This window comes from Pedobacter cryotolerans (genome assembly GCF_005116475.1).
GTDB lineage: Bacteria > Bacteroidota > Bacteroidia > Sphingobacteriales > Sphingobacteriaceae > Pedobacter > Pedobacter cryotolerans.
Genome location: NZ_SWBO01000004.1, coordinates 268,267 through 294,306, shown reverse-complemented (window position 1 = coordinate 294,306; position 26,040 = coordinate 268,267). Strand labels below are relative to the sequence as shown.

Here is a 26,040-nt window from a genome sequence, read left to right as displayed (position 1 = left end):
TTTATTTTGAAAACGAATGGCAGTAGTTGATGGCTAAATCAGCCCCGCTAAACACTACAATTCCCGATAGAAAAAATCGGGAGATTTCCGTTCCTATCGAGTTTATAAAAAAAAGCTTTTGCTACTAGGAACGTTTTGAATAGCATAGTTTTTGCAAAATAGCCCTGATTGAGCGTAAATACTTTTTATAAAAGCCCCCTTTAGGGGGTTGGGGGTAAAAAGATTGCAACGAAAGCAGGAACAAAATTAAAAAGAGCGCTAAAATTGAGCTTCAAATTTTAAATCAGGCTCAAGCAAATTACTATAAAAAATATTTTAACGCATTAACTCCATAAAGCAAACAAATTGCCTAACTTTCTGTTGTTGCATCATAAATAAACTAAAATGAAAGAACTGCCACTTACCGTAAAGAGATCTATTGAATTATTGGGTATTGTACTTGCTGTTGCCATTATGGTAATTGGCAGAGATATCATCATGCCAATCATCATGGCATTCTTCATTAGCATCATGCTATTGCCTATCTATCGTTTTTTAAGAAGGTTTAAAGTTCCAGAATCGCTTTCTATAGTTATACCGATTTTATTGGTGGCTATTTTTATTGCTGGTATTGTTTGGTTCTTTTCGGCTCAAATTGGTATGCTGGTTGATGATTTTCCGCAGATAAAACAGAATGTAGCTAAACATTTGCAGTCGCTACAAGAATGGGTGGGCAGTTTAACTGGCATAGATACCAAAGAACAAACAAAATTCATTAACGAAAAGAGTGACGACCTACTTTCTATGGGCGGACAAGCTGCAAGTGGAGCAGCTGTAACCTTAACAGGTGTTTTTGTTTTTGTTGGTCTATTGCCAATTTATATCTACTTAATTTTATTTTATAAAGATATTTTATTGCGTTTTACTTTTATGTGGTTTAAAACCGACGATCATCCTAAGGTTAAAGATGTAGTTTATGAAACAGAAAGTATCATTAAAAGTTACTTAATTGGCTTGTTAATTCAAGTTACTTACATGACCATATTATTAGGCGGAATTCTGTTGCTTATCGGCATCAAACACGCTTTATTGATTGGGGTTATTTTCGCTATTTTAAACTTAATTCCTTATGTGGGGGCATTAATTGGAAACTTAATTGGGGTTTTGCTTACGCTTACTTCATCAACAGAGTTATGGCCAGTGGTAACTGTTTTAGGCGTTATTGCTGTAGTTCAGTTTTTAGATAATAATATTTTAATGCCTCGTATTGTAGGTTCTAAAGTAAAAATTAATGCTTTATTCTCTATTTTAGGTGTGCTAATTGGAGGTAGTATTGCTGGTGTTTCGGGTATGTTCTTATCACTGCCTATAATTGCTGTACTTAAAATTATTTTCGACCGTACTGAGCAATTTAAGCAATGGGGTGTTTTGCTAGGCGATGAAAGACCTGAGAAAAGCCCAATGCAATTTCCGAGTTTTAGAAGGAAAAAGGTTGTTGAAACAAAATCTGGGGTAGAGAAATAGATTATAGTTGATAGTTGATGGATTATATTTGATGGACTATGAGTTTATTGATTTGAAGTCAAAATATAAAGTGCTTAAAACATCTTAAAAATTTTTCTAAACAGTAGCAATTTTGGCTATTGACTATCAACTATTTACTATCAACTTCTTTATTTTAACACATCCCAAGCAAATCTTAATATCGTACCAAATACCACGATTAAAAAGAAAATACGGATAAATTTATTGCCTTTGAGCAAAGCTAACCTAGCACCAAAAAATGAACCGAGGATATTAAAAGCTGCCATTGGTAAAGCATATTGGTACAACACATGCCCTGTTGAACTAAAGTAAATCAGCGCTGCCAAATTGGTAGCAATGTTTACAATTTTAGCATGTGCACTTGCACCAACAAAATCGAAACCAAGCACAGCGATAAAAACTAAGATTAAAAAAGAACCTGTTCCTGGACCAATTAATCCATCGTAAAAACCGATTATTAACCCAAAAAAACCTGCTAACAAAACTTGTTTTTTAATGGAGTGTTCTTTATGCTGATGGATACCAAATTGCTTATTAAAATAGGTATAAATCGCAACTCCAATTAACACTACTAAAATTATTGGTTTTATTACATCATTGTTAATTAAGCTTACCGAATAAGCTCCTAAAAGCGATGCGCAGAAAGCGGTAAAAACACAGGATCCTAAAACTTTAAAATTAAATTTTACTTGTTTCGAGTATTTATATGCCGCTACGCTTGTACCTAGCAAAGAAGGTATTTTAACTGTTCCGAAAATACTTGCTACTGGATAATGTGGCAAAATTAACAGCGTTGCAGGTGTTTGCAATAAACCACCGCCACCTACAATGGCATCAATAAAACCTGCAGAAAATGCGGCAAGGCAAAGTAGAATAAGTTCTTGGATGTAGGTTGTCAATGGAGATGTGAGAATTTAGATATGAGATTTGAGACAAAGCTGCTTATTATGATCTTTGAAACAAAGATTTATAGCAATTTTATTGTTTGATAATGATGTTTTCTAATTCCCATTCGCCTTTTAAACAATTTTGAAAGCCGATTTCACTACCGTCTAATGGTTCAACAATCCATTTACCGACTTGTTTTCCATTTATTTTAACCATTAATGTGCCATCTTGTTGTATAATCTCGTATTTATTTAATATGTTGTATTCAAGACTAAATTCAGAGAATGATTTATCTATTAATTCATTGGACCATCTAAAATACTCCCAATTTTTTGGTTTGTTTAGTCTTGACAACCTCACTCTATTGGTATTAAAATCTAACTGGTAAATTGCAGTTTTCCTTACCCCATCAAATTCTTGCAACCTGCCCCATTGAATGTCAAATAAATAGTCTTTAAATTCAGAACTTAAACCTTTAGCTTCAAATTCTATCGTAAAATTTTGTCCAGTATTAAAGTTAGGTATTGTTTTTTTATACCATAAGCAACCATTTACAATTCTATTGTTATTGGCTTTACTAAAGAATAACTTTCCTTGATTTTGTTTAACAACAAACTCTTTATTTTTGATTTCTTGCCAATCATTTTCATAATCCTCAAAATCATCGCTAAAGATTAAGTTTTTTTGAGCAAATGATACTGATCCATAGATGATCATTAGAAAACAAATAATTAATTTTTGCATGAGTAGCGTAATAAGTTTAAAGTTTATTTTAATTAGATGATAATTTCTTGTAATCTTCTTAAGTGTAGATGATGTTTTAGTCATCTTCTCAAGATATTTTTCATTGCAATAAGAATGACAAACCTTATTAAGATTGATGTCAAATGAACTATTGAACGAATGATACCCTTTTTACATCCGCTCTGGCACATTAATCCCTAAAATTGCTGTTCCTGCTTTTAAAACATCAGCAGTAACTTTACAAATGTTTAAACGATGTTGCTTTAAAGTTTTGTTTTCTTCTTTTACAATTGGTGGTACTTCGTGGTAAAACTTGTTAAACAACTTAGCCACTTCATATAAATAATTTGCTAAAAACGCAGGACTATAGGCTTTTGCCGCATTAGTTAATTCTTCAGGATATTTTGCCAACAACATAATCATTTCCAACTCTGTAGGTTCTAATCCTTCGACTACGCTCAGGATGACATTCGATTTGAAATTAGCTTTTGCAAGCAAAGATTTAATTCTAGCGTGCGTATATTGAATAAATGGCCCTGTATTACCTTGAAAATCTATCGATTCAGCTGGATCAAATAACAAACGTTTTTTAGGCTCAACTTTTAATAAGAAATATTTTAATGCACCTAAACCAATGTTATAATACAATTCTTCTTTTTCTTCGTCCGAAAAATCGTTGATTTTACCTAATGCTTCAGTTTTTTCTTTTGCAGTATTAATCATTTCAGCGATCAAGTCATCAGCGTCAACAACGGTTCCTTCCCTACTTTTCATTTTACCGCTAGGTAAATCTACCATTCCATAACTTAAGTGATGTAAACCTTTTGCCCAACTTTTGCCTAATTTTTCTAAAATTAAAAACAATACCTTAAAGTGATAATCTTGCTCATTACCAACCACATAAATAGATTGATCCATATCAAAATCATCATATTTCATTTGGGCAGTCCCTAAATCTTGGGTAATGTAAACCGAGGTTCCATCGGCACGTAAAACCAGTTTTTGGTCTAAGCCATCGGCAGTTAAATCTATCCAAACAGAGCCATCTTCTTTTTTAAAGAAAACTCCCTTTTCCAATCCTTCCTCAACCGTATCTTTACCCAATAAATAAGTATAGCTTTCGTAGTAATATTGATCAAAATCTACCCCTAAATTTTTATAGGTTACTGCAAAACCATCATAAACCCAACGATTCATCTTTTTCCAAAGATTGATTACCTCTTCATCTCCGGCTTCCCAAGCTAACAACATTTGCTGGGCTTCTTTAATTAGTGGTGCATTCTTTTTGGCTTCGTCTTCAGTTTGCCCTTGTGCAACCAAAGCCTCTATTTCTTTTTTGTATTCTTTATCGAAAATTACGTAGTATTTACCCACTAAATGATCGCCTTTTAAACCAGAGCTTTCTGGAGTTTCTTCATTACCCCATTTTTGCCAGGCTAACATCGATTTACAAATGTGAATTCCTCTATCGTTTACCAAATTCACTTTAAAAACTTCGTAACCGTCAGCTTTTAGCAACTCAGCCACCGCATAACCCAATAAATTATTTCGCACATGACCTAAATGCAATGGTTTATTGGTATTTGGCGATGAATATTCTACCATCACTTTTTTACCATTTGCTTTGATCTTGCCAAAATCATCGCTCAATAGCTCATTATTAAAAAGATTTAACCAATAACTATCAGCTATGCTTAAGTTCAAGAAGCCTTTTACCACATTAAAGGCAGTAACCTCTGCTACGTTTTTAACTAAATATTCGCCAATTGCGGTAGCCGTTTCCTCCGGAGATTTTTTTGAAATTTTGGTAATCGGAAAAACAACAATCGTTACCTGACCTTCAAATTCTTTACGTGTTTCTTGTATATTGATTAAACTTTCAGCAATCTCTTCGTTGTAAATCTGTTTAACAGCCTTAAGTGTAGCGGTAATTATAAAATTCATGTTGCAAAAATAGCGATTAAAGACTAAAGCTGAAAGAAACATATTGATGCTTTCAAAATAATAATTTGGGCGTTCGGGCGGGCTATCCGCTATATCTTTTAGCTTTCCTTCGCTGCGCTCGGGCTAAAAGTATGCCGCTCCTATCCCTAACGCAACCTAACTAATTAACCAATGAACCATTCTTCCTAAATTTCCGTCTTTCCAACTTTCATACTTTCGGACTTTCAAAAATTCTAATAGCTTTGTAAAGAGACACCCCAAATATATGAGCGGAAAAGAAAATTTCGAAGTTAACGTAAATACAGAAATTGGCAGATTAAGAAAATTACTCATCCACAGTCCAGATAGTGGTTTAGGTAAAGTGGTACCTTCTAAGGCGCAAGATTGGCTTTTTGAAGATATTGTTCACTTAGATACCATCCGCAAAGGCGAATACGATTACTACCTTAAATTGTTAATGTACTTTTTAGATCCAGAAAAAATTAAAGGCAAATTAGCTGAAATTGATTCTGAGGAAGCTGATCGTAACTTCTTTAAACCCAACCATCCAGATTTTCATAATTCTAAAAATGTTATCGAAGTTCAAAACCTATTGAGCGAGATGTTGGAAAATGAATCCATCAGAAAAAAATTGGTTGCCGCTGTTGCTGCTATTGAAGGATGCACCTATAAAGTACAAATAGAATTAACCAATACCAATCCTAAAGATTTAGCAGAGATTTTAATATCTGGAACTTTACCAGACGACACCATGATTTTTGCGCCTATCCCGAATTTAATTTTTACTAGAGATGTAGGAACAACCATCAATAACCATATTTTATTAAATAAACCAGCAAAAAAAGCTCGTGTTCGCGAAACATTGTTGATGCGTTATATTTTCTTTAATCATCCTATTTTTGAAAGTTACAACAATAACATTTTAGAAATACCTGATGTTACCATGCACTTTTTACGTCCAGGAGATGAACCTGCATTTAGTACCACATTAGAAGGCGGTGATGTAATGATGGTTAGTCCGAATCATGTATTAATTGGTTGCAGCGAGCGTACATCAGAACATGGCGCAAATGAGGCTATTAAATTGTTATTTGAGCAAAATGTGGTAGAGAAAGTAACCGTTGTTAAAATTCCAGCAAAGCGAGATTACATGCACTTAGACACTGTTTTTACACAGGTTAAGCGAAATACTTGGGTAATTTTAAATTCTATTGCCCATTCGCCAAAGTTTAATGCTGATGAACCAATTAACTTTTTAAAAGAACCAGAAAAACTAGAAGCAACAACCGCCATTCAATTTCATAAAGACAAGCCTGGGCAGCCAAAATACTTTGAACATGTTGAGGCTTTGCTGAATGACATTAGTCAGAACGATTTAAAAAGCACCGAACCAACAAAAATTATCTACAGCGGTAACAATCAATTTCCTTACGATTCGAGAGAGCAATGGACTGATTCGTGTAACCTTTTAGCCATTAAAGAAGGTGTGGTTTTGGGCTACGACAGAAATGATAAAACAGTTGAAGCTTTTAAAGCAGAAGGTTTTAATGTGGTTGATGTTAAAGATTTAATTAACGATTTAGAAAGTGGTAAAGTTGATGCAGAAACCATTACAGATACTTTAATTTTAATGCCTTCGGCAGAATTATCTAGAGCAAGAGGTGGTTTTCATTGTATGAGTTTACCAATATTGAGGGATAATATTTAGAATTTTATCTTGCTACTATTACCAATAATTGGTAACTTTAGCTATAAATTTTGGAGCTATGGGAAATAACACTTCTGTATCATTAGGCAATTACTTTGAAGAATTTGTTGAAAATAGTATTGCAAAAGGCAGGTTTAAAAATGCAAGCGAGATGATCCGTGCTGGATTAAGACTTTTAGAAGAAGAGGAAGATAAAGCACTAGCATTAAAAAAAGCGATTAAAGAAGGTTTAGATAGCGGTATTGCACATCATTTCGATCCAAAATCACATCTAGCTGCCCTAAAAGCTCGTGCTAAAAATGGGTAGTTATGTATTATCCAATAAAGCTGTTGAGGACTTAACAGAAATTTGGTACTATACCTATCAAAATTGGTCTGAAAAGCAAGCTGACAAATATTATGAACTTTTAATTTATGCTTTTGATCAGATAGCAGAAAAACCTGATCTCGGTAGATTATACTCAACTATAAACTCAAACATTTTCGGACTGAATGTTGGTAAACATATCATATTTTATCAGGAAACGAAATTTAACAAAGTTGAAATTGTAAGAATTTTGCACGAACAAATGGATTACAAAATCAGGCTTAAAGAAAAGTAAAATGCAAACAACCAACCATATCCTAATGATACGCCCTGTTGATTTTAAGTTTAACGAACAAACAGCGGGCAACAATAAATTTCAACAAGCGAGCGAGCAAAGCGAAGTACAACAACAAGCTTTGCAAGAATTTGATGGCTTTGTTGCAATGTTACGCTCAAATGGTATTGATGTTACGGTAATTGACGATACTTTAAATCCAGCCACGCCAGATTCTATTTTCCCGAATAACTGGGTTTCCTTTCATGAGGATGGTTCGGTATTTTTATATCCTATGTTTTCTGAAAACCGTAGGTTAGAAAGAAGAAATGAAATATTAAAAACGCTTGAAAGTAATTTCGAAATAACCCATATCAATGATTTAAGCTTTTACGAAGATGGAAATATTTTCTTAGAAGGTACGGGCAGCATGGTTTTAGATCGAGCAAATAAAATTGCTTACGCCTGTTTAAGTGTACGTACCGAAGTAGAAGCATTTAATAATTTTTGTCAGCTGGCTGGATATAAATCGGTAATATTTAATGCTGTTGATTCAAAAAATTACCCAATTTACCATACCAATGTGATGATGTGTATTGGCGATAAATTTGCAGTAATCTGTCTTGATTCCATACCTAATTTATACGAACGTGATTTTGTACAAAAAGCATTAAGCCTTTCTGGAAAAGAAATTATAAAAATTAGTCTCGATCAAATGAACCATTTCGCTGGCAATATGCTGCAAGTTAAAAATGATAAAGGCGATAGTTTATTGGTGATGTCTGAGCAAGCTTATAAAATTTTGAATGAAACACAGATTGCTACTTTATCTAAATACGCAAAGCTGATTTATGCGCCTATTTATATGATAGAGCAAAATGGTGGTGGCAGTGCAAGGTGTATGTTAGCAGAGGTTCATTTACCATTAAAATAGGTTTTAACTATTACAGCCCTATTTGTACTCCTTTCATTTACCGTCATTTCGAAATGAGCTCTTCGCGATTGAGAACCCCGAAGGGCTCAGCGAAGCTAAATCTCTCTTTTTCTTAAGCACAAGCCAGCGGTCAGTCAGTGCTTTTTTGAAATAGATATCTCATCGCTCCCGAAGAAGTCGGGACTAGTGCGCTTTGTTGATATGACGTGAATCATTAATGTTATTGCTACTATTAAAACCCCAATCCAAATTAATTCAGTAATTTCGCGGAAAATCTAACATCAAATGTCTCTAGAAAAACAATTACAAACACGTTCAGGAAATAAATGCGAATTATGCACTGCAGACAGTAATTTAACGGTTTATGAAGTACCACCAACAGATAACGCCAATGCAGATAACAGCATTTTGGTTTGTAAAACTTGTTTAGATCAAATTGAAAAAACTGAACAAATTAATCCAGAACATTGGAAAGTACTAACAGAAACCATGTGGAGCGAGTTTGCACCCGTGCAAGTGGTAGCATGGAGAATGTTAAGTAGATTAAGAAATGAAGGTTGGGCTGCAGATAGTTTAGATATTTTATATTTAACTGATGAAACCTTAGAATGGGCTAAAAAAACTGGCGACCATGAGCAAGATGGCACAGTAGAATTTCACCAAGATAGCAATGGTGCTCGTTTATTAGAAGGAGATACTGTTGTGCTAATTAAAACTTTAGATGTTAAAGGAAGTACCATTAGCGCAAAATTAGGTACGGTTGTAAAAAATATTCGTTTAGTGCACGACAATACCGAGCAAATAGAAGGTAAAGTAGAAGGACAAACAATTGTGATTTTAACAAAATATTTAAGAAAAGGTTAATTTAAGGATAATACTACAACAATAATATTATTTATCAAGCTTTAAAATGATGAAAAATAAAATAGGTTTCAACTTAGTTTTTGCATTTCTAGCATTTCCGATAGGATTAGCATTGTTTCGTGAATTTGATTTTGAAAGTTTTACATTTAGAAAAACAGCTTTGGGTTTTCTATACCTGATTACTTTTATCGCAGTAATAGTTTTGATGCTGAAGAAAAATAAAAAATCAACAGAACAATAATCTGTCATTGTAACACATTATCGTCATTGCAAACGTAATAAAGCAATCTCCTTTTTGCTCTTTAACCACCAAAGAAACCTAAGTACACCAAAGCTTCAATTAGACCTAGTCATTTCGAACGAGTTTTTCACGAGGAGAAAACTGCTATTTCGTAGTACAGAATTTAATTTCACAAAAATTAGCTTATATAAACAAAAACATATCTTTCCGAAATTCGGAACAAGCTCTCGCTGCGCTACGTTCGATATGACGCCGAAGTATATTAAACCGCCAAGACACAAGAGCGCAAAGTTTTATTTTAGCTGTCAGTCTGAGCTTGTCGAAGACCTTCACAAATTCCTTGTATAAAATATAGGATAACATCTTTTTTTTTTGCGAGCCTGCAACCCATAATAGAATCACTACCCTAGCCACCTAAACCTGATGGCAGTGAAAATCCTTTTTGTCCTGCTGAGCGTAGTCGAAGCACAAAAAGATTGAAACGAACAGCAGGACCTCAATTGTCTATGAAAAACTGTTTTTGCTTTTCAAATGTTGTTAATTAATTATTTCTTTTTCGTAAAACTTTATACTACAAAACCGAATAATTTTAAACTACTACATTAATTCTCAATTTAAAATTACATTTTTGCAAAAATTATTTATTATAAATGCAGAGTTACTCCGAATTTCTTGACTTAAGTGTTGGTTTTCCGCAAGAAGGTTACAGCGTTATAGATGACGAATTGTACTTCCAAGACCTCAATTTAATGGAAATGATAGAAACCTATGGTACGCCATTGCGTTTCACCTATTTACCAATGATTAGTAAGAAGATACAACAGGCAAAATTGTTGTTTCAAACGGCTATCATTAAAAACAATTACCGTGGCGATTATAAATATTGCTACTGCACCAAGAGTTCTCACTTTCGCCATATTGTTGAGGAAGCGCTTAAAAACGGTATCCACTTAGAAACTTCATCGGCTTTTGATATGCCAATGATTGAGGCTTTGGAGAAAAAAGGATCCTTAAATAAAGACATTACTGTAATTTGCAATGGTTTTAAAACCTACCAATACAAGCAATACATTATCGATATGTTGCATGATGGTTATAAAAACATTATTCCGGTATTAGATAATAAGGAAGAATTTAATCTTTACGATGATGAAATAGAGATGGATACGCCTTGTAATTTGGGTATCCGTATTGCGGCAGAAGAGCAACCAGATTCGCAATTCTACACCTCTCGTTTAGGTGTGCGTATGGAAGATGTGATTGAGTTTTACAATAACAAAATTGCAGGAAACCCTAATTTTAGGGTTAAATTATTACACTTTTTTATCAATTCTGGTATTACCGATTCGCCGTATTATTGGAATGAGTTAGAGAAGTATGTAACGTTATATTGTAAGTTCAAAAAGATTAATCCAGAGTTAGATACCTTAGATATTGGTGGCGGTATGCCATTTAAAGATAGTTTGGTTTTCGATTTCGATTACGAATACATGGTAAACGAAATTGTAAAACGAATTAAAGAAATTTGTGCAGAACACGATGTAATGGAACCAGATATTATTACCGAATTTGGTAAATATACGGTTGCAGAAGCTTCTGGAATTTTGTACAAAGTTTTAGGCCGTAAACAACAAAACGACCGTGAAAAATGGTTGATGTTAGATGGTTCTTTCATTACCAACCTACCTGATGTTTGGGCATTAAACCAAAAATATATTCTCTTGCCTATTAACAATTACGATGCAGAATATGAGCGTGTAAACTTGGGTGGTATTACTTGCGATGGGCAGGATTATTACAATCAGGAAGCGCACATGAACAGTGTTTTTATGCCTAAAACGCGTAAAGTTCAGTATTTAGGTTTCTTTAATACAGGCGCTTATCAGGAGGTTTTGAGCGGTTATGGCGGTATTCATCATTGCTTGTTGCCTAGTCCGAAACATGTAATTATTCGCCGTAACAGAGATGAAACTTTTAATTTCGAGGTTTTTGGCGAAGAGCAAAATAGCAAGCAGGTGCTGAAAATTCTGGGTTATACTTCTTAAGCGAATTGAGTATACCGTATTGATCAAATACATTATCAAATCCTTCTCTTTTCGAGAGGGATTTTTTGTTATAAGTCCCCTTCAGGGGATTTAGGGGTAAAGCGAAACCATTGCTCATCGGTTTCTACAGTCCTGCCCTCGCTTCAATCTTTTTTGTGAGCACACTGAGCGTAATCGATTGCTGGCTTAACAAAAAAGTATTTCCGCTAAGTCAGGTTTAGTAAACAAAAGCTTGGGATACTATGATGTGGCTAAAGCCCAAAAGCATTGCTGGTAATCCGTCGTTTAAAACCGACGGTAATGAATAAGAAATCTAACAATTCTTTTTGCAACTATGCAAATTCATTACCGTTGGCTTCAGCCAACGGACATATAGATTAATTGAATTGGCTTTAGCCACATTTGGAAAATTCGTATTAATTTCCCTATCTTCCAGTTCCCTATTTAAATTTAAAGCTCAAATCTATCCATGCTTAAAGAAGTAGACTTAAATAAGGTTTTTGTAATTGATATTGAAACTGTACCCTTGTATGAGTTTTTCGAAGAAATGCCTCTACAAATGCAGGCATTATGGGACAATAAAACGCAATTTCATCGCAAAGACGATAAAACCCCTGAAGAATTTTACGAAAGAGCAGGAATTTGGTCGGAATTTGGGAAAATTGTCTGCATTAGTGTAGGATTATTTCACACACAAAAAGGCAAATTAAACTTCAGAGTAAACTCATATTACAGTGACAATGAAATAGATTTACTTAATCAATTTAATTTATTGCTAGCAAAACAGCCAAAAGACTTAATGTTATGCGCACATAATGGCAAAGAATTCGATTTTCCGTATTTATGCCGACGAATGTTGGTGAATGCGGTTAGTATTCCAGAACAATTACAAATAGCAGGTAAAAAACCTTGGGAGATTAACCATATCGATACTATGGAATTATGGAAGTTTGGTGATTATAAGAATTATACTTCGTTAAATCTATTGGCAGCTATTTTTAATATCCCAACTCCCAAAGATGATATTGACGGTAGTATGGTAAAAGATGTTTATTATAAGGAAAAAGATTTAAAGCGAATTGTAACCTATTGCCAAAAAGATGTAATTACTACTGCACAAATTTTATTGCGTTTTAAAGGGTTACTCGCAATTGCTGACGAAGATATTTCTATTGCTTCTGGAAATGCATAATTTTTTACATTGCCGATTACACTAACGTTAGATCACCTTTTCATTATTCACATCTTGGCGTTATAACGAATGTTTTGTTTTAGAATAAGAAAACATTATTACTTATGGCTTTGATCAATATCGTTGCGTAAAGCGTTGGCGAGGACGCCAACCCAAGAGATTTCCAACGTTGGCGTCCCCGCCAACGTATTTTAGTATTTAACCTTGTGCCATTTAGCGCCATGGTTCGTGTCTCCACGAACCAAACAATTAATTTACACCATAACAAGTCAAAATATTTTTTACCTTAGTAATTGATGTTAGATGTAAAAGAACTTGCCATATCATTTTATAACCGAGAAGAAAAAACTTGGAGTGAAGCTGTACACAAAGTAAGTTTTAGCCTCGCAAAAGGCAAGGTTTTAGGCATTGTTGGCGAAAGTGGTTCGGGTAAATCTGTTACTTCATTTTCTATCATGCGTTTGCATGATTCTAAAAACACCAATATTACAGGCTCAATTGATTTCGAAAACGTCAGTTTACTTAACTTATCTGATCATGAAATCAGGAATTATCGTGGCAACAAAATGGCCATGATTTTTCAAGAACCAATGACTTCATTAAACCCCGTTTTTACATGTGGCTACCAAGTGCAAGAAGCAATCATTCTTCACCAGAAAATAAGTAAAGAAGCTGCTAAGGCCAAAACTATTGCTTTGTTTAACGAAGTACAACTACCACGACCAGAAAATATTTTCGAAAGCTATCCTCATCAACTTTCTGGAGGACAGAAACAAAGGGTAATGATTGCTATGGCTTTGAGCTGTAACCCCGAATTACTCATTGCAGATGAACCAACCACAGCTTTAGACGTAACTGTTCAAAAAACAATCCTCGAGCTTTTACTTCGCCTTAAAACAGAACGCAACATGGGCTTGATATTCATTTCGCACGATTTAGCGGTAATGAGCGAAATTGCAGATGAGCTTTTGGTAATGTATAAAGGCGATATTGTAGAGCAAGGCCCAGCTAAACAATTGTTCGAAAACCCGCAACACCCCTATACTAAAGGGCTTTTGGCTTGCCGACCAGCACCGCAACGCAGATTAAAAAAACTACCCGTTGTGGCAGATTTTTTAAACGAAGATACTGCAATTGGTGTACAGCATTTACTTGCTGTAAACAGTTACACTAACCAAGAAATTGAACAAAGACGCCACGAACTATATACGCAAAAACCTTTACTACAAGTGCAAAATTTGTGTACTTGGTATCCGATAAAGAAGGGATTATTTGGTAAAACAAAATCTTACGTTAAAGCAGTTGATGACATTACTTTTGATGTTTTTCCGGGTGAAACTTTAGGGCTAGTTGGAGAAAGTGGCTGTGGCAAGACAACTTTAGGCAGAAGCATTCTACGGTTGGTTGAGCCAACATCTGGCCATGTTATTTTTGATGGAAAAGATTTAATCAAATTAGGTAAAGCCGATTTAAGAAAAATACGCAGAGATGTGCAGATCATTTTCCAAGACCCTTACTCCTCTCTAAACCCAAAAATAACCGTAGGCAATGCCATTATGGAGCCTTTGCAGGTGCATAAAGTTTTTAATAACGATCAAGAACGCAAAGCGCATGTATTACATTTATTAGAAAAAGTTAATTTAAATCCCGAACATTTCGATCGTTATCCACATGAGTTTTCTGGCGGACAAAGGCAACGAATTGTAATTGCCAGGGCATTGGCTTTAAAACCTAAATTTATTATCTGCGATGAATCTGTTTCGGCTTTAGATGTTTCTGTTCAAGCACAAGTTTTAAACTTATTAAGAGAATTACAGCAAGAGTTTGGTTTAACTTATATTTTCATTTCGCATGATTTAGCCGTTGTTAAACATATATCAGACCGCATGATTGTTATGAACAAAGGGAAGGTAGAAGAAGAAGGTTTCCCAGAAGTTATCTACAACTCGCCAAAAGCTGAATATACCAAGCGGTTGATTGCAGCAATACCAGGTAAGGATAGTTTTTAGTACGATTTTGTCATCCAGATCCGCCGTGGCGGAGAAGGATCTCTTTTATTGCATTTACAAATGAGATTCCTTCCCGAAAAGTCGGGATAAGCTGTTCCTCGGAATGACAAAAATTACTACTTGGTTATCATGGTGGTGGAATATTTATTACGTTTCCCTATGCGATGCAGATGCTGATCCCGAAAATTCGGTACAGCACGATAACTCTATTTTACTCTATACCTCGTAAAAGTGCTCGATAAACCGAACCGCATAAATGCATAACGATCTTTAAAATAAATATTATAAGGATCTTCGCCATAATAACCAATACTGCCCATTAAAAAAACATTCTGCATAAAAGGTAAACTGTAATTGGCTGATGCTTCAATATTTAACCTTCTCTTGGCAGCAAATAAATTATAATTATCGTATTTATTAACGGCGTAATCAACTTGAGCATTAAATCGCCATTTTTCTTTTTCTATCAATTCCGTAGTTGAGCTAGCTTTCTTTTTACCATCGTAAATTTGATAAATACGGTAGGAAAAATCATAATTTAAACGCGTAAAGCCATAATCGCCATTAAGCGCATTTTCATAAGCAAACCACTTATGCCACTCTAAACCAACTTTATGATGAATAGACTCTGAATTGCCATTTATAGCATTTGGATTTAAAAATTTACCAAATCGATAAGCAAACGTTAAATAGTTGGTGTTAAAATTTCCATTTTGAGTGTTAATGCTACCGTCTGCTAAAAATGCTGTTCCATCTTGCCCGTTTGAGTGATGTGTAAAACTGAGTTGAGCATATTGATAGTTTTTTATATCATCGGTTAAGCGAACATAAAAGGTTCCTCCCAATCTAAAACTAGGTGTCCTCACTCCTGCCGAACGCTCAGACCTAACCCTAACCGTAAAATCTGGATTAACAGAAAAAGCTACTGGCAAATTTTGATGGGCAAAAACTAGGTAGGAGGTGGTTAATTTACCGTTAAGTACATATTTAGATGGCGCTCCAATTTCGCCACCTGGCGATGTATAAGACATTTCACTATTTTCTTTATAAAGTGAGGTATAGAATAAATTTGCTTGTCTTTTACTTTCACTCAAAGTGTCAGATACTACTGTTTGGGCAAATAGATTACTCACTAAAAAACAAAACAACGTAGAAAGTAGTAGTTTATTCATATTTGCATTTACGTTGTTATTGGCGGGTAAGTTTTTAGCACAGCCTTTAGTTTAACAAACCTGATTGTAGTGTAAATACTTTTTGTTGCCCCAGCTTTCATACTTCGTAAGTTTTTAAAACTTACGAAGTTTTGCCCAAACCTTCGCAAAAAGATTGAAACGAAAAGCAGGACCACCACTAAAAAAGGCTACTGCCCCTGCTTTACCAAACAATTAGACAAGTAATTTGTGTTATAGAAACGTTATTTATTTATAAAAATAGCTTAAGCTAAACTTACAATTACTATCTTCGATACTATACGCAAATTGATATGGCTAAAAATAAAAATTCGCAAGTAAAACTCGTTTTAACACAGTTAATTACAGATATTTTTAATAAAAATAAAAACATTGCACTAAACCATAAACAGGTTGCAGCAAAGCTGAATTTAACTGATGGTGCATCTGCAGAAACCATTTTGGAAATATTGGTAGAACAAACCGAAAAAGGAATTTTTATTAGACCAGAGCGGGGTAAATTTCGATTAAAAGACCTAAAAACCTTTGTTACAGGTACGGTTGATATGACTGCAGATGGCTCAGCTTTTATTGTACCTGATGATGAGTTTGAAAAAGATATTTTTGTGGCTCCACGGAAACTCAAAAATGCTTTAAATGGCGATAAAGTAAAGGTTTATGTGTTCGCCAAAAAAACAAGTGGTCGCAAAAACGAAGGTGAAGTAGTTGAGATTATTTCGCGTGTTAAGACTGATTTTATTGGCGTTGCCAAAGTGAGCGAGCGTTTTGCTTTTGTAATTGCTGATGATAGAAAAATGCATCAGGATATTTTTGTACCCTTGAGCGATTTAAATGGTGCTAAAAATGGGCAGAAAGTGCAAGTGGCCATTACTGATTGGCCAGAAGGAGCTAAAAATCCAATTGGTAAAATTATAAATGTATTAGGTACGCAAGGCGAAAACGATACCGAAATGAATGCTATTTTGGCGCAATATGGGTTTCCATTAAGCTTTCCAGCTGAGGTTGAAAAAGAAGCGAATGCCATACCAGAAACCGTAAGCGAGGCTGAAATTAACGAAAAAGATAGAAGAGATTTTAGAGATACCGTAACTTTTACCATCGATCCTGCTGATGCAAAAGATTTTGATGATGCCATCTCATTTAAAAAATTAGCCAATGGTAATTACGAAATTGGTGTACACATTGCTGATGTTTCGCACTATGTAAAACCAAATAGCGCATTAGAAAAAGAGGCTTATGAGCGTGCCACTTCCGTTTATTTGGTTGATAGGGTAATACCAATGCTGCCAGAAAGATTAAGTAATGGGGTTTGCTCATTGCGACCAAATGAAGACAAGTTGTGCTTTGCTGCAGTATTTGAATTAGATAACGAAGCCAATATATTGGAACAATGGTTTGGCCGTACAACTATACATAGCAACCGTAGATTTAGCTATGAGGAAGCTCAAGAAGTAATTGAAACCAAAACTGGTGATTTTGCAGAAGAAATTTTGAAATTAAATGAGCTAGCCTACATTTTAAGAGATAAAAAGTTTAAAAATGGCGCCATTAGTTTTGAAAGTACCGAGGTTAAATTTAAGCTTGATGAACGCGGAAAACCAATTGGCGTTTATGTAAAAGAGCGAAAAGATGCACATAAACTAATTGAAGATTTTATGTTGCTGGCCAACAAAAAAGTGGCTGAGTTTATTGCCAAAAAAGGCAATGGCAAAAACAAGTTAACCTTTGTTTACCGCTCTCACGATACGCCAAACTTAGAGAATTTAAACAACTTTGCCACCTTTGCATCGCGTTTTGGTTATAAAATTAACATGAAAACCGATAAAGACATTGCCAAATCTTTAAACTTTTTAATGGCAGATGTAGAAGGCAAAAAAGAGCAGAATATGTTAACGCAATTGGCCATTCGCTCTATGGCAAAAGCAATTTATACTACGCAAAAAACCAGTCATTATGGTTTAGCTTTTGACCATTATACCCACTTTACCTCTCCTATTCGCCGTTACCCAGATGTGATGGTGCATCGCCTATTGGCAAACTATTTAGATGGTGGTAAATCTGCAAATGTAGATGCATATGAAGATGCGAGTAAACATTCATCAGCTATGGAAAAACGTGCTGCTGATGCAGAAAGGGCTTCTATTAAATACAAACAGGCTGAGTATTTAGAAGAAAATATTGGCAACATTTACACAGGCATTATTTCTGGCGTTACAGAATGGGGAATGTATGTAGAAATTAGCGAAAACAAATGCGAAGGCATGGTTCGTTTAAGAGACATTACCGATGATTTTTATGTACTGGATGAAAAAAATTATTGCATTGTTGGTCAGCGAAAACATAAAAAATACCAATTGGGTGATGAAGTACAGATTAAAGTTAAAAAAGTAGATCTTTCTAAACGCCAAATTGACTTTACCTTGATGCAAGATTAAAAATGAAGAAAGTAGCGATTTGTATTTTATTGGTTTTAGGCTTTTTGCAATTAAAAGCACAGGTTATACAAGGCAAAGTTATTGATGAAACTACAGGAAATGGAATACCATTTGTATCTATTGGTATTGTTGGCACTAATAACGCAACAGTTAGCAACGATAATGGCGAATTTATTTTAAGAACAAATGGTTACCCAGCAAAAGTTAGGGCAAGCCACATCAGTTATTTGCTAAGTGAAATAGACTTAAATGAAAAACCAGAAAATCTCATCATTAAACTTAATCCGGCTACTTTAACACTAAATGTAGTAACAATTGATCCATTTTTGGGGCAGCGTATTTTAAAATCGGCCTTAGAATTAGCCACTGCAAACAGCGAAATTTTCTATTACACCAACGCTTTTTATCGTCAATTAACAACCGTAAATGATAAACCAACCCAAATTTACGAGCTGTTTTACGATTTAAAATGGAATACCAAACGGGTACAGGGTTGGAATGCCAGACAAAGCAGGTTTGCCGAATATAAAGACGATATTTCGTTCTCGCTAAATAATCAATCTTATTTAACTTTCTCTTATAGTGGTTATTTATTACCTGTTAAAGGTGGCACATTTATTAGCCTCAATAACTTGGCAGATTATACCATCACCGTAGAAAAATACATCGATCAAGCAGATCAAAAAATTGCTGTTGTATCTTGCAAATACAAAAAAGCAAAACGCAAACAATACCATGTCAACTCAACCTATTACATTGGCTTAGAAGATTCTAAAATTTACAGGTTAGAAAATAATGTTTACAATTTACCCATCTCTACTTCAGATGCCACTGCAAAATATCCACCAGCAGTGAGCACAATTGCTACTTTCAACGGCAATGGGCATCCCGTTCCAATTTTAGAAAGTGTTTCTACCAAGTTTTTAATCAACATTACTTCTAAAGGTATTCCTATAAAAGCAGGTATTAACTCATTGCTAACTGTTTACAGAGAAGACAACAACTTAAGTAAGTTAAATTTTGAAGAGCTAAATAGAAAAACAAAAGATAAAAATGTAATCGAATCAATAGTTTATGATGCTAATTTCTGGAGAGACAATCCGGTAGTAAAGCAAACCACGCTAGAAGATTCGTTTATTAAAATGATGGAAAGCAAAAAAGCTTTCGGCACCATGATTAATCCATAAAGAATGCATACCCCAATACAATTACAAGAAATTTTAGAAAAAGCTATAGTAGAAATAGTTTACCCAAAACACCCTTCAAATCTATACGAACCTATTCGGTACATCATGAGTTTAGGCGGTAAACGCATCAGACCAGTAATGGTTTTAATGGCAGCCGAATTATTTACTGATGAATGTGTAAAAGCCTTAGATGTAGCATTAGCCATAGAAACCTTTCACAATTTTACTTTAGTTCATGATGATATTATGGATAATGCGCCATTAAGAAGAGGCAAAATAACGGTACACGAAAAATGGGGTGTAAACAATGCTATTTTAAGTGGTGATGTGATGATGGTTGAATCGAACAAACACCTTTCAAAAGTTGATATTTCGGTTTTAAAGCAAGTTTTAGACACTTTTAACTTAACTGCTCAAGGCGTTTGCGAAGGGCAGCAATTAGACATGGAGTTTGAACAGCGAGGCGATGTAAGTATTGAAGAATACATTGAAATGATCCGTTTAAAAACTGCTGTTTTGTTAGGTGGAGCCATGAAATTAGGCGCCGTTGTGGGTGGTGCAAACCAAACAGACGCTGATTTACTGTACCAATTTGGCGAAAACTTAGGTATCGCTTTTCAGCTACAAGATGATATTTTAGATGTATATGGCAACCCAGAAAAATTTGGCAAACAAGTTGGGGGCGATATCATATCAAACAAAAAAACGTTTTTGCATTTAAAAACCTTGGCTTTGGCGCATGGCGATGAAGCAAAAAGCCTAACCAGCGTAGATTTTGATCAAACCGAAAAAATAGATCAGGTAACTAAACTTTACAATAAATACGAAATTAAAGAATTGGCAACTGCCGAAATGGATCAGTATTTAACCAAAGCACTACAATCGCTTAACGACTTAGCAGTAGCTGATGAAAAGAAGACTCAATTTAGAGAGCTAGTGCAACAGATTATGGAGAGGGATCGTTGAGGTTTTTCATTGTATCATTAGTTCATTGGCTAAATTGTTGGTTATTCGCCTACATGTCAGTATGAGCTTGTCGAAGACCCTCCTCCGCATCATCTCGACTTTAGGAGAGATCCATTAAGTTTTGTCAGTCTGAGCCTGTCGAAGACCTTATCAATTAACATTCAAAAAAAATTCCTTCGACTACGCTCAGGATGACATTTTTTTTGATGATACTTAATTAATTAAAATTTTCCCCGTCATCTCGACCTAAGGAGAGATCCATTAAGTTTTGTCAGTCTGAGCTTGTCGAAGACCTTATCAATTAATATCAAAAAAAAATCCTTCGACTACGCTCAGGATGACATTTTTTTTTGATGATACTTAATTAATTAAATTTTCCCCGTCATCTCGACTTTAGGAGAGATCTATCTCCTCATGTCAGTCTGAGCTTGTCGAAGACCTTAACCTTGTCATCCAGAACGCAGTGAAGGATCTCTAATCCAAAAAAAACAACTAGATTCTTCGTTCCTCAGATTGACAAAAATTTATTAAAACTATATTTTGTCAGTCTGAGCCTGTCGAAGACCCTCCTTCGCGTCATCTCGACCTAAGAAGAGATCCATTAAGTTTTGTCAGTCTGAGCTTGTCGAAGACCTTATCAATTAATATCAAAAAAAAATCCTTCGACTACGCTCAGGATGACATTTTTTTTGATGATACTTAATTAATTAAATTTTTCCCGTCATCTCGACATTAGGAGATCTATCTCCTAATGTCAGTCTGAGCGTAGTCTAAGACCCTCCTCCACATCACCTCGACTTTTGGAGAGATCTATCATTTTAGTCTAAGCCTGTCTAAGACCTTAATCTTGTCATCCAGAACGCAGTGAAGGATCTCTTATCCAAAAAACAACGAGATATTTCGTTCCTCAGAATGACAAAAACTATTAAAACTATATTTTGTCAGTCTGAGCGTAGTCGAAGACCTTATCAATTAACATCAAAAAAAAATCCTTCGACTACGCTCAGGATGACATTTTTTTTTGATGATTCGCCGCGGCGGATCTGGATGACAAAGCAAGCTAAAATAAACATCAATTATATTGATTTTTATGAAATAAATTACCCCTGAGCCAGTCGAAGATCAAAAAAAAAGTCCCAATCAAAAGATCAGGACTTTTCCATTTGTAAATAAATTACAATATTATTCAGCAACTTCAGCTTCAGCTTCATCAGCTTTAGCCGCTTTTTTTGCAGGTGCTTTTTTAGCAACTGGTGCTTTAGCTTCTTTTTCTTCTTTAACCTCTACAGCAGCTTTAGCTACTTTTTTAGGTGCAGCAACTTTTGCAGGTGCAGCATCTTCTACAGTTAAAGGTAAAACCGAAACGTAAGATTTGTTATCTTGTTTCTTTTTGAAAGTAACGATACCAGGTACCAAAGCGAATAAAGTATGATCTTTACCAATACCTACGCCTTTATCTGGGTGGTGTTTTGTTCCGCGTTGACGAACGATGATGTTACCAGCGATAGCTTCTTGACCACCAAAGATCTTAATACCTAAACGCTTACTATGCGATTCACGTCCGTTTCTAGAACTACCGGCTCCTTTTTTATGTGCCATTTTATTTTATATTTTTTAAGCTGGCCAAGCCAAACTTACAATTAAACAATAAATTAACTACAGAGTGATACTCTCAATCTGGATTTTGGTGAAATACTGGCGGTGACCATTTTTCTTTTTGTAACCTTTTCTACGTTTCTTTTTGAAAACGATTACTTTATCACCTTTTAAATGAGACACGATTTTAGCTGTAACCGATGCACCTTTTACTGCAGGAACCCCTACTGTAATTTTACCACCATTATCAACCAACAATACATTGTCAAATTCAATACTAGCGCCTTCATCTCCTTGTAAACGGTGTACAAAAAGGTGCTGGTCTTTTGCAACTTTGAATTGCTGTCCTGCTATATTTACTATTGCGTACATTGTTAAATAATTATTTTATAGAATTGTTTATTTTTTTATCGAGGTGCAAATATAGAACAATTACTTTTCAATCGCAAACAGATATTCAAAATAATTTACATTGATTTTATTACGGTAAATCATATTTAAAATTTCATATATTTTATGATTAGAAAAGCAATTGCAGTGCAGCTGTTAAAATTAGTCCCGCTATTCGTTTTACTTCTGGGTAACCGCGAGGATTACCCCTACATGTTCACTCCTATCGGGTTTATTTAGCAAAAACACCTAAATTAGGTAACACCTAACCAACAACCTATGTATAGCGCCAAACTCATTAAACACAAAAATGAAGATCGAATTGCAGTAAATTTCAAAAACGATCCAGTATTGATCAGCAGATTTAAAAAGCTTAGCGGAGCAAAATGGAGCAATAGCTTAAAAACATGGCATCTGCCTGCAACCGAAAGTCATCTTAAAAGATTTAAGCTAACAAAAGAGCAAACACCTCCTCAAACATTTCATAAACAACAGATTAACAAATTTATCAGTTATTTAAAAAGCAAGCGATACAGCGAAAACACCATTAAAACTTATAGCGAAGCTATCGGAGTATTTCTTTCATTCTTCAATGAAAAAAGCTCAGTAGAAATCTCAAACGATGATGTGATCAGATTTAACAACGATTATATTTTAAAAAAACAACTTTCCGCATCCTATCAAAATCAAATGGTAAATGCCATCAAACTGTTTTTTAACATTGTTGAACAAAAACAGCTAGAAATTGGTCAAATTCATCGTCCTAAAAATGCCAAAACGCTACCTAACATCTTAAGCAAAGAAGAAGTAAAAATGATATTAGATGCAGCTACCAATATTAAACACAAAGCGATGCTTAGCCTAATCTACAGTTGTGGTTTGCGTTGTGGAGAAATACTAGCCCTAAAACCTATCCACATCGATTCGAAAAGAAATTTGGTAATTATCAAAAACGCTAAAGGCAAAAAAGACAGAATTGTACCTCTAAGTCTTAAAATCTTAGAACTATTAAGAGATTATTACAAGATTTTCAATCCACAAACCTATTTGTTTGAAGGAGAAACCAAAAATACACCATACCACCAAAGAAGTTTACAGCAAGTTCTAAAAAAAGCTTTGAGCAATACCAAAATCAATAAACCAGTTACACTGCATTGGTTGCGACATAGTTATGCTACTCATTTATTAGAAAGCGGCACAGACCTGCGCTACATTCAAGAACTTTTAGGACATAACAGTAGTAAAACAACAGAAATTTACACCCATGTAAGCACCAAAAGTTTACAACATATTAAAAGTCCTTTTGATGATTTATAAAAAAGAATATATTTACATAAAACTCGCATATAGTAGCGCATACATCTTAAAATTTGAAGGTATTGGCGCTATTGTATAGCGGATATAAATAAGTTAGTGGCAAGCATAGGACGAACCTGCAAACAATAAACAATGGCGACAATAATTGACAATATAGAATTAGACGAAACAAACGTTGAGTTCAATTATGCTTCCGACTTTGTAAAGCATACCGACAGACTTGTTTATCTCACAGGAAAAGCGGGAACTGGTAAGACAACGTTTCTTAAATATTTGCAGGAGACAACGACAAAAAATACCGTTATTCTTGCACCGACAGGAGTTGCAGCTATAAATGCAGGTGGACAAACTATTCATTCTTTTTTTCAGATAAAGCCAAGTGTTTATGTTCCAAATGACAAACGTTTACAAACTAGGGCTGACTTAAACGACACTGACAGAAGCACAATATTTGACCATTTTAAATACTTTAAAGAACGACTTGAAATAATAAGAGGTTTAGACCTTTTAATTATTGATGAAATATCAATGGTAAGATGCGACTTACTTGATGTAGTGGATAAATTGCTTCGTGTTTTTAGACGTAGAGAAAATGAACCATTTGGTGGTGTTCAGGTAATACTTATTGGTGACACTTTTCAATTACCTCCAATTGCAGATTTTGAGCAATGGGAAATACTACAACCTTATTACAAAAGTCCTTTTTTCTTTAGTTCAAAAGTTATTGAGCAAAATAAGCCAGTCTATATTGAGTTAAAAAAGATTTACAGGCAAAATGAACAAGAGTTTATTGACCTTCTAAATAGAGTTAGGGTTAATCAAGTTACTGCAAATGAGTTTAATCTTCTCAACTCAAAATACAATCCCACATTTACACCAAATGGAAGTACAAATTATATAACACTTGCGACACACAACAAATTAGTTGACAGCACAAATCTTACAAAACTTGCAGAATTACCCAGCGAACTAAAATTTTTTGAGGCAACCGTTAACGGACTTTTTCCTGAAAACATTATGCCTACCGACAGAATTTTGCAGCTTAAAGAAGGTGCACAAATTATGTTCATTAAAAATGACAAGGCTAAAAGATATTACAACGGTAAAATTGCAAAGATTAGTAAAATTGAGGAAAACAAAATTGTAGTTGAGTTTTCCGATGGCAACGAAATTACAGTTGAAAAACAAGAATGGAATAATATAAAATACACTTGGGACGAGCAAAAAAAGAAAATTGAAGAGGAAATTATCGGAACATTTACACAATTTCCGATTAAACTTGCTTGGGCAATTACAGTACATAAAAGTCAAGGATTAACTTTTGAAAAAGTAATTGCCGATTTAGGAGCAGCCTTTACATCTGGACAAGTTTATGTTGCATTAAGTAGATGCACAACATTTAGCGGTTTGGTTCTTAAAACAAAGATTGAGCAAAAGGCTATAAAGACTGACCCACAGGTTTTACAATTTGCACAAAACGAAACACCAAGTACTTTAATAGTTCAAGAACTAAATTCAGGGAAAGCTGATTTTTATTACAAAAAAGTCCGTGAAGGAATAAAAGCATTTGACTTTGTAGAAGCATACAATAACTTCACAAAAGCGATAAAATTTAGAAATGATATTGAAACTGAAAGTTTCAAAAAATATTTTGTTATAACAGCAGAAAGGTTTGGTAAAATAAAATCTGACTTTTTCATCCTTCAAGAAAAATATATAAAAGTTAATGACGAAAAGGTAGAATTAAAAGAAACTTTAAGAACGACCAAAATTTCAGTTAAAGAACAGAAGCAGAAAATAGATGACCAAAACAAATCATTAAAGTTGCTAATGCAAACAACTGCTAAAGCTGAACAAAAGAATACGGAAAATGAAGAATTAATTTCAAGATTATCTCTTCAAGTAAAGGATTTAGAAACGAGATTTCGGGTTTCTCAAAGTCATTTACAAACCGCAAATGAAAAAATAGGAAAAAAAGAATATCTAAATAAATTACAGGAAGAAACTATAAGAACGTTAAGACGTGATGAAGAAATCCAAGTAAAGAAAATACAAGAATTAAAATCAAATTTAGACAACTCTACAAAAGAAATCAAAAGATTGGAGAACTTAAAATGGCATCAGAAATTATTTGGACAGAAGTAATGCCAGCCACTAACATCGGTTTGGCAATATGGCGGCTGAAGTGCTTCAATGAAACATTTGTGCAAGGTTCAACAGCAGTAATTCTATTGAACTTTTGTGCTAAAAATCCGCCACATCGCCAAGCCGAAAAACGTTAGCGG

General features: G+C 34.5%; 22 protein-coding genes. 16 read left to right on the top strand and 6 right to left on the bottom strand.

What is annotated here, in order from left to right:
• Positions 1-384: 384 nt before the first annotated feature.
• Positions 385-1,503: an AI-2E family transporter gene (locus FA045_RS09160; protein WP_136876738.1), complete on the top strand. Its 1,119-nt coding sequence runs from the start codon at positions 385-387 to the stop codon at positions 1,501-1,503.
• A 149-nt stretch (positions 1,504-1,652) separates the two neighbouring features.
• On the opposite strand, the gene FA045_RS09155 is transcribed toward FA045_RS09160, so the two are convergent.
• The 3 genes from FA045_RS09155 to argS all read right to left on the bottom strand — a co-directional run bounded on the left by FA045_RS09155 (position 1,653) and on the right by argS (position 5,100).
• Positions 1,653-2,423 (bottom strand): sulfite exporter TauE/SafE family protein, encoded by a 771-nt coding sequence (locus FA045_RS09155; RefSeq protein ID WP_136876736.1) that lies wholly within the window; start codon positions 2,421-2,423, stop codon positions 1,653-1,655.
• A 79-nt stretch (positions 2,424-2,502) separates the two neighbouring features.
• Positions 2,503-3,156, bottom strand: coding sequence for a hypothetical protein (locus FA045_RS09150; RefSeq protein ID WP_136876734.1), 654 nt, complete (start codon positions 3,154-3,156; stop codon positions 2,503-2,505).
• A gap of 171 nt (positions 3,157-3,327) precedes the next feature.
• Positions 3,328-5,100, bottom strand: coding sequence for an arginine--tRNA ligase (gene argS / locus FA045_RS09145; RefSeq protein ID WP_136876732.1), 1,773 nt, complete (start codon positions 5,098-5,100; stop codon positions 3,328-3,330).
• 265 nt (positions 5,101-5,365) lie between these two features.
• Between argS and FA045_RS09140 the strand changes: the two genes are divergently transcribed.
• The 9 genes from FA045_RS09140 to FA045_RS09100 all read left to right on the top strand — a co-directional run bounded on the left by FA045_RS09140 (position 5,366) and on the right by FA045_RS09100 (position 14,674).
• Positions 5,366-6,808: an arginine deiminase family protein gene (locus FA045_RS09140; RefSeq protein ID WP_136876730.1), complete on the top strand. Its 1,443-nt coding sequence runs from the start codon at positions 5,366-5,368 to the stop codon at positions 6,806-6,808.
• Positions 6,809-6,866: 58 nt separating this feature from the next.
• The gene (locus FA045_RS09135) at positions 6,867-7,115 is read left to right on the top strand and encodes a type II toxin-antitoxin system ParD family antitoxin (RefSeq protein WP_136876728.1); all 249 of its coding nucleotides are present in this window, start codon (positions 6,867-6,869) and stop codon (positions 7,113-7,115) included.
• Complete coding sequence (locus FA045_RS09130; RefSeq protein ID WP_136876726.1) at positions 7,108-7,410, top strand: type II toxin-antitoxin system RelE/ParE family toxin; 303 nt, start codon at positions 7,108-7,110, stop codon at positions 7,408-7,410. The genes FA045_RS09135 and FA045_RS09130 overlap by 8 nt, the downstream gene beginning before the upstream one ends.
• A gap of 1 nt (position 7,411) precedes the next feature.
• A complete protein-coding gene (gene ctlX / locus FA045_RS09125) occupies positions 7,412-8,323 on the top strand; it encodes a citrulline utilization hydrolase CtlX (protein ID WP_136876724.1) in 912 nt (303 codons plus the stop codon).
• Positions 8,324-8,608: 285 nt separating this feature from the next.
• Positions 8,609-9,187 carry a PhnA domain-containing protein gene (locus FA045_RS09120; protein WP_136876722.1) on the top strand — a complete coding sequence of 193 codons (579 nt, stop codon included), beginning with the start codon at positions 8,609-8,611 and terminating at the stop codon, positions 9,185-9,187.
• Between the two features lie 46 nt (positions 9,188-9,233).
• Entirely contained in the window at positions 9,234-9,428 is a 195-nt protein-coding gene (locus tag FA045_RS09115; protein ID WP_225871311.1) for a hypothetical protein, read from the top strand.
• Positions 9,429-10,078: 650 nt separating this feature from the next.
• Positions 10,079-11,473 carry an arginine decarboxylase gene (locus FA045_RS09110; protein WP_136876720.1) on the top strand — a complete coding sequence of 465 codons (1,395 nt, stop codon included), beginning with the start codon at positions 10,079-10,081 and terminating at the stop codon, positions 11,471-11,473.
• 469 nt (positions 11,474-11,942) lie between these two features.
• Positions 11,943-12,665, top strand: coding sequence for a 3'-5' exonuclease (locus tag FA045_RS09105; protein WP_136876718.1), 723 nt, complete (start codon positions 11,943-11,945; stop codon positions 12,663-12,665).
• A gap of 296 nt (positions 12,666-12,961) precedes the next feature.
• Positions 12,962-14,674 carry an ABC transporter ATP-binding protein gene (locus FA045_RS09100; RefSeq protein WP_136876715.1) on the top strand — a complete coding sequence of 571 codons (1,713 nt, stop codon included), beginning with the start codon at positions 12,962-12,964 and terminating at the stop codon, positions 14,672-14,674.
• Positions 14,675-14,880: 206 nt separating this feature from the next.
• Here FA045_RS09100 and FA045_RS09095 read toward each other — a convergent pair whose 3' ends face one another.
• Entirely contained in the window at positions 14,881-15,846 is a 966-nt protein-coding gene (locus tag FA045_RS09095) for a hypothetical protein (RefSeq protein WP_225871310.1), read from the bottom strand.
• A 311-nt stretch (positions 15,847-16,157) separates the two neighbouring features.
• Between FA045_RS09095 and rnr the strand changes: the two genes are divergently transcribed.
• Genes rnr through FA045_RS09080 form a run of 3 tightly spaced genes read left to right on the top strand, consistent with a single transcriptional unit; the run spans position 16,158 to position 20,452 of the window.
• Positions 16,158-18,299, top strand: a complete 2,142-nt coding sequence (gene rnr, locus FA045_RS09090; protein ID WP_136876713.1) for a ribonuclease R — start codon at positions 16,158-16,160, stop codon at positions 18,297-18,299.
• Positions 18,300-18,301: 2 nt separating this feature from the next.
• Positions 18,302-19,486 carry a carboxypeptidase-like regulatory domain-containing protein gene (locus FA045_RS09085; protein ID WP_136876711.1) on the top strand — a complete coding sequence of 395 codons (1,185 nt, stop codon included), beginning with the start codon at positions 18,302-18,304 and terminating at the stop codon, positions 19,484-19,486.
• Positions 19,487-19,489: 3 nt separating this feature from the next.
• Positions 19,490-20,452, top strand: coding sequence for a polyprenyl synthetase family protein (locus tag FA045_RS09080; RefSeq protein ID WP_136876709.1), 963 nt, complete (start codon positions 19,490-19,492; stop codon positions 20,450-20,452).
• Between the two features lie 1,182 nt (positions 20,453-21,634).
• Here the strand turns inward: FA045_RS09080 and rpmA are convergent.
• Both rpmA and rplU read right to left on the bottom strand, forming a co-directional pair.
• Positions 21,635-22,051 (bottom strand): 50S ribosomal protein L27, encoded by a 417-nt coding sequence (gene rpmA / locus FA045_RS09075; RefSeq protein WP_136876707.1) that lies wholly within the window; start codon positions 22,049-22,051, stop codon positions 21,635-21,637.
• Positions 22,052-22,108: 57 nt separating this feature from the next.
• Entirely contained in the window at positions 22,109-22,420 is a 312-nt protein-coding gene (gene rplU, locus FA045_RS09070) for a 50S ribosomal protein L21 (RefSeq protein ID WP_055133669.1), read from the bottom strand.
• A 297-nt stretch (positions 22,421-22,717) separates the two neighbouring features.
• On the opposite strand from rplU, the gene xerA reads away from it, so the two are divergent.
• The 3 genes from xerA (at position 22,718) to FA045_RS18860 (ending at position 26,037) form a co-directional block, all read left to right on the top strand.
• Positions 22,718-23,755 carry a site-specific tyrosine recombinase/integron integrase gene (gene xerA, locus FA045_RS09065; RefSeq protein ID WP_136876705.1) on the top strand — a complete coding sequence of 346 codons (1,038 nt, stop codon included), beginning with the start codon at positions 22,718-22,720 and terminating at the stop codon, positions 23,753-23,755.
• Positions 23,756-23,887: 132 nt separating this feature from the next.
• Positions 23,888-25,900 carry an ATP-dependent DNA helicase gene (locus FA045_RS09060; RefSeq protein ID WP_136876703.1) on the top strand — a complete coding sequence of 671 codons (2,013 nt, stop codon included), beginning with the start codon at positions 23,888-23,890 and terminating at the stop codon, positions 25,898-25,900.
• A complete protein-coding gene (locus tag FA045_RS18860) occupies positions 25,870-26,037 on the top strand; it encodes a hypothetical protein (RefSeq protein WP_169305039.1) in 168 nt (55 codons plus the stop codon). The genes FA045_RS09060 and FA045_RS18860 overlap by 31 nt, the downstream gene beginning before the upstream one ends.
• Positions 26,038-26,040 lie beyond the last annotated feature (3 nt).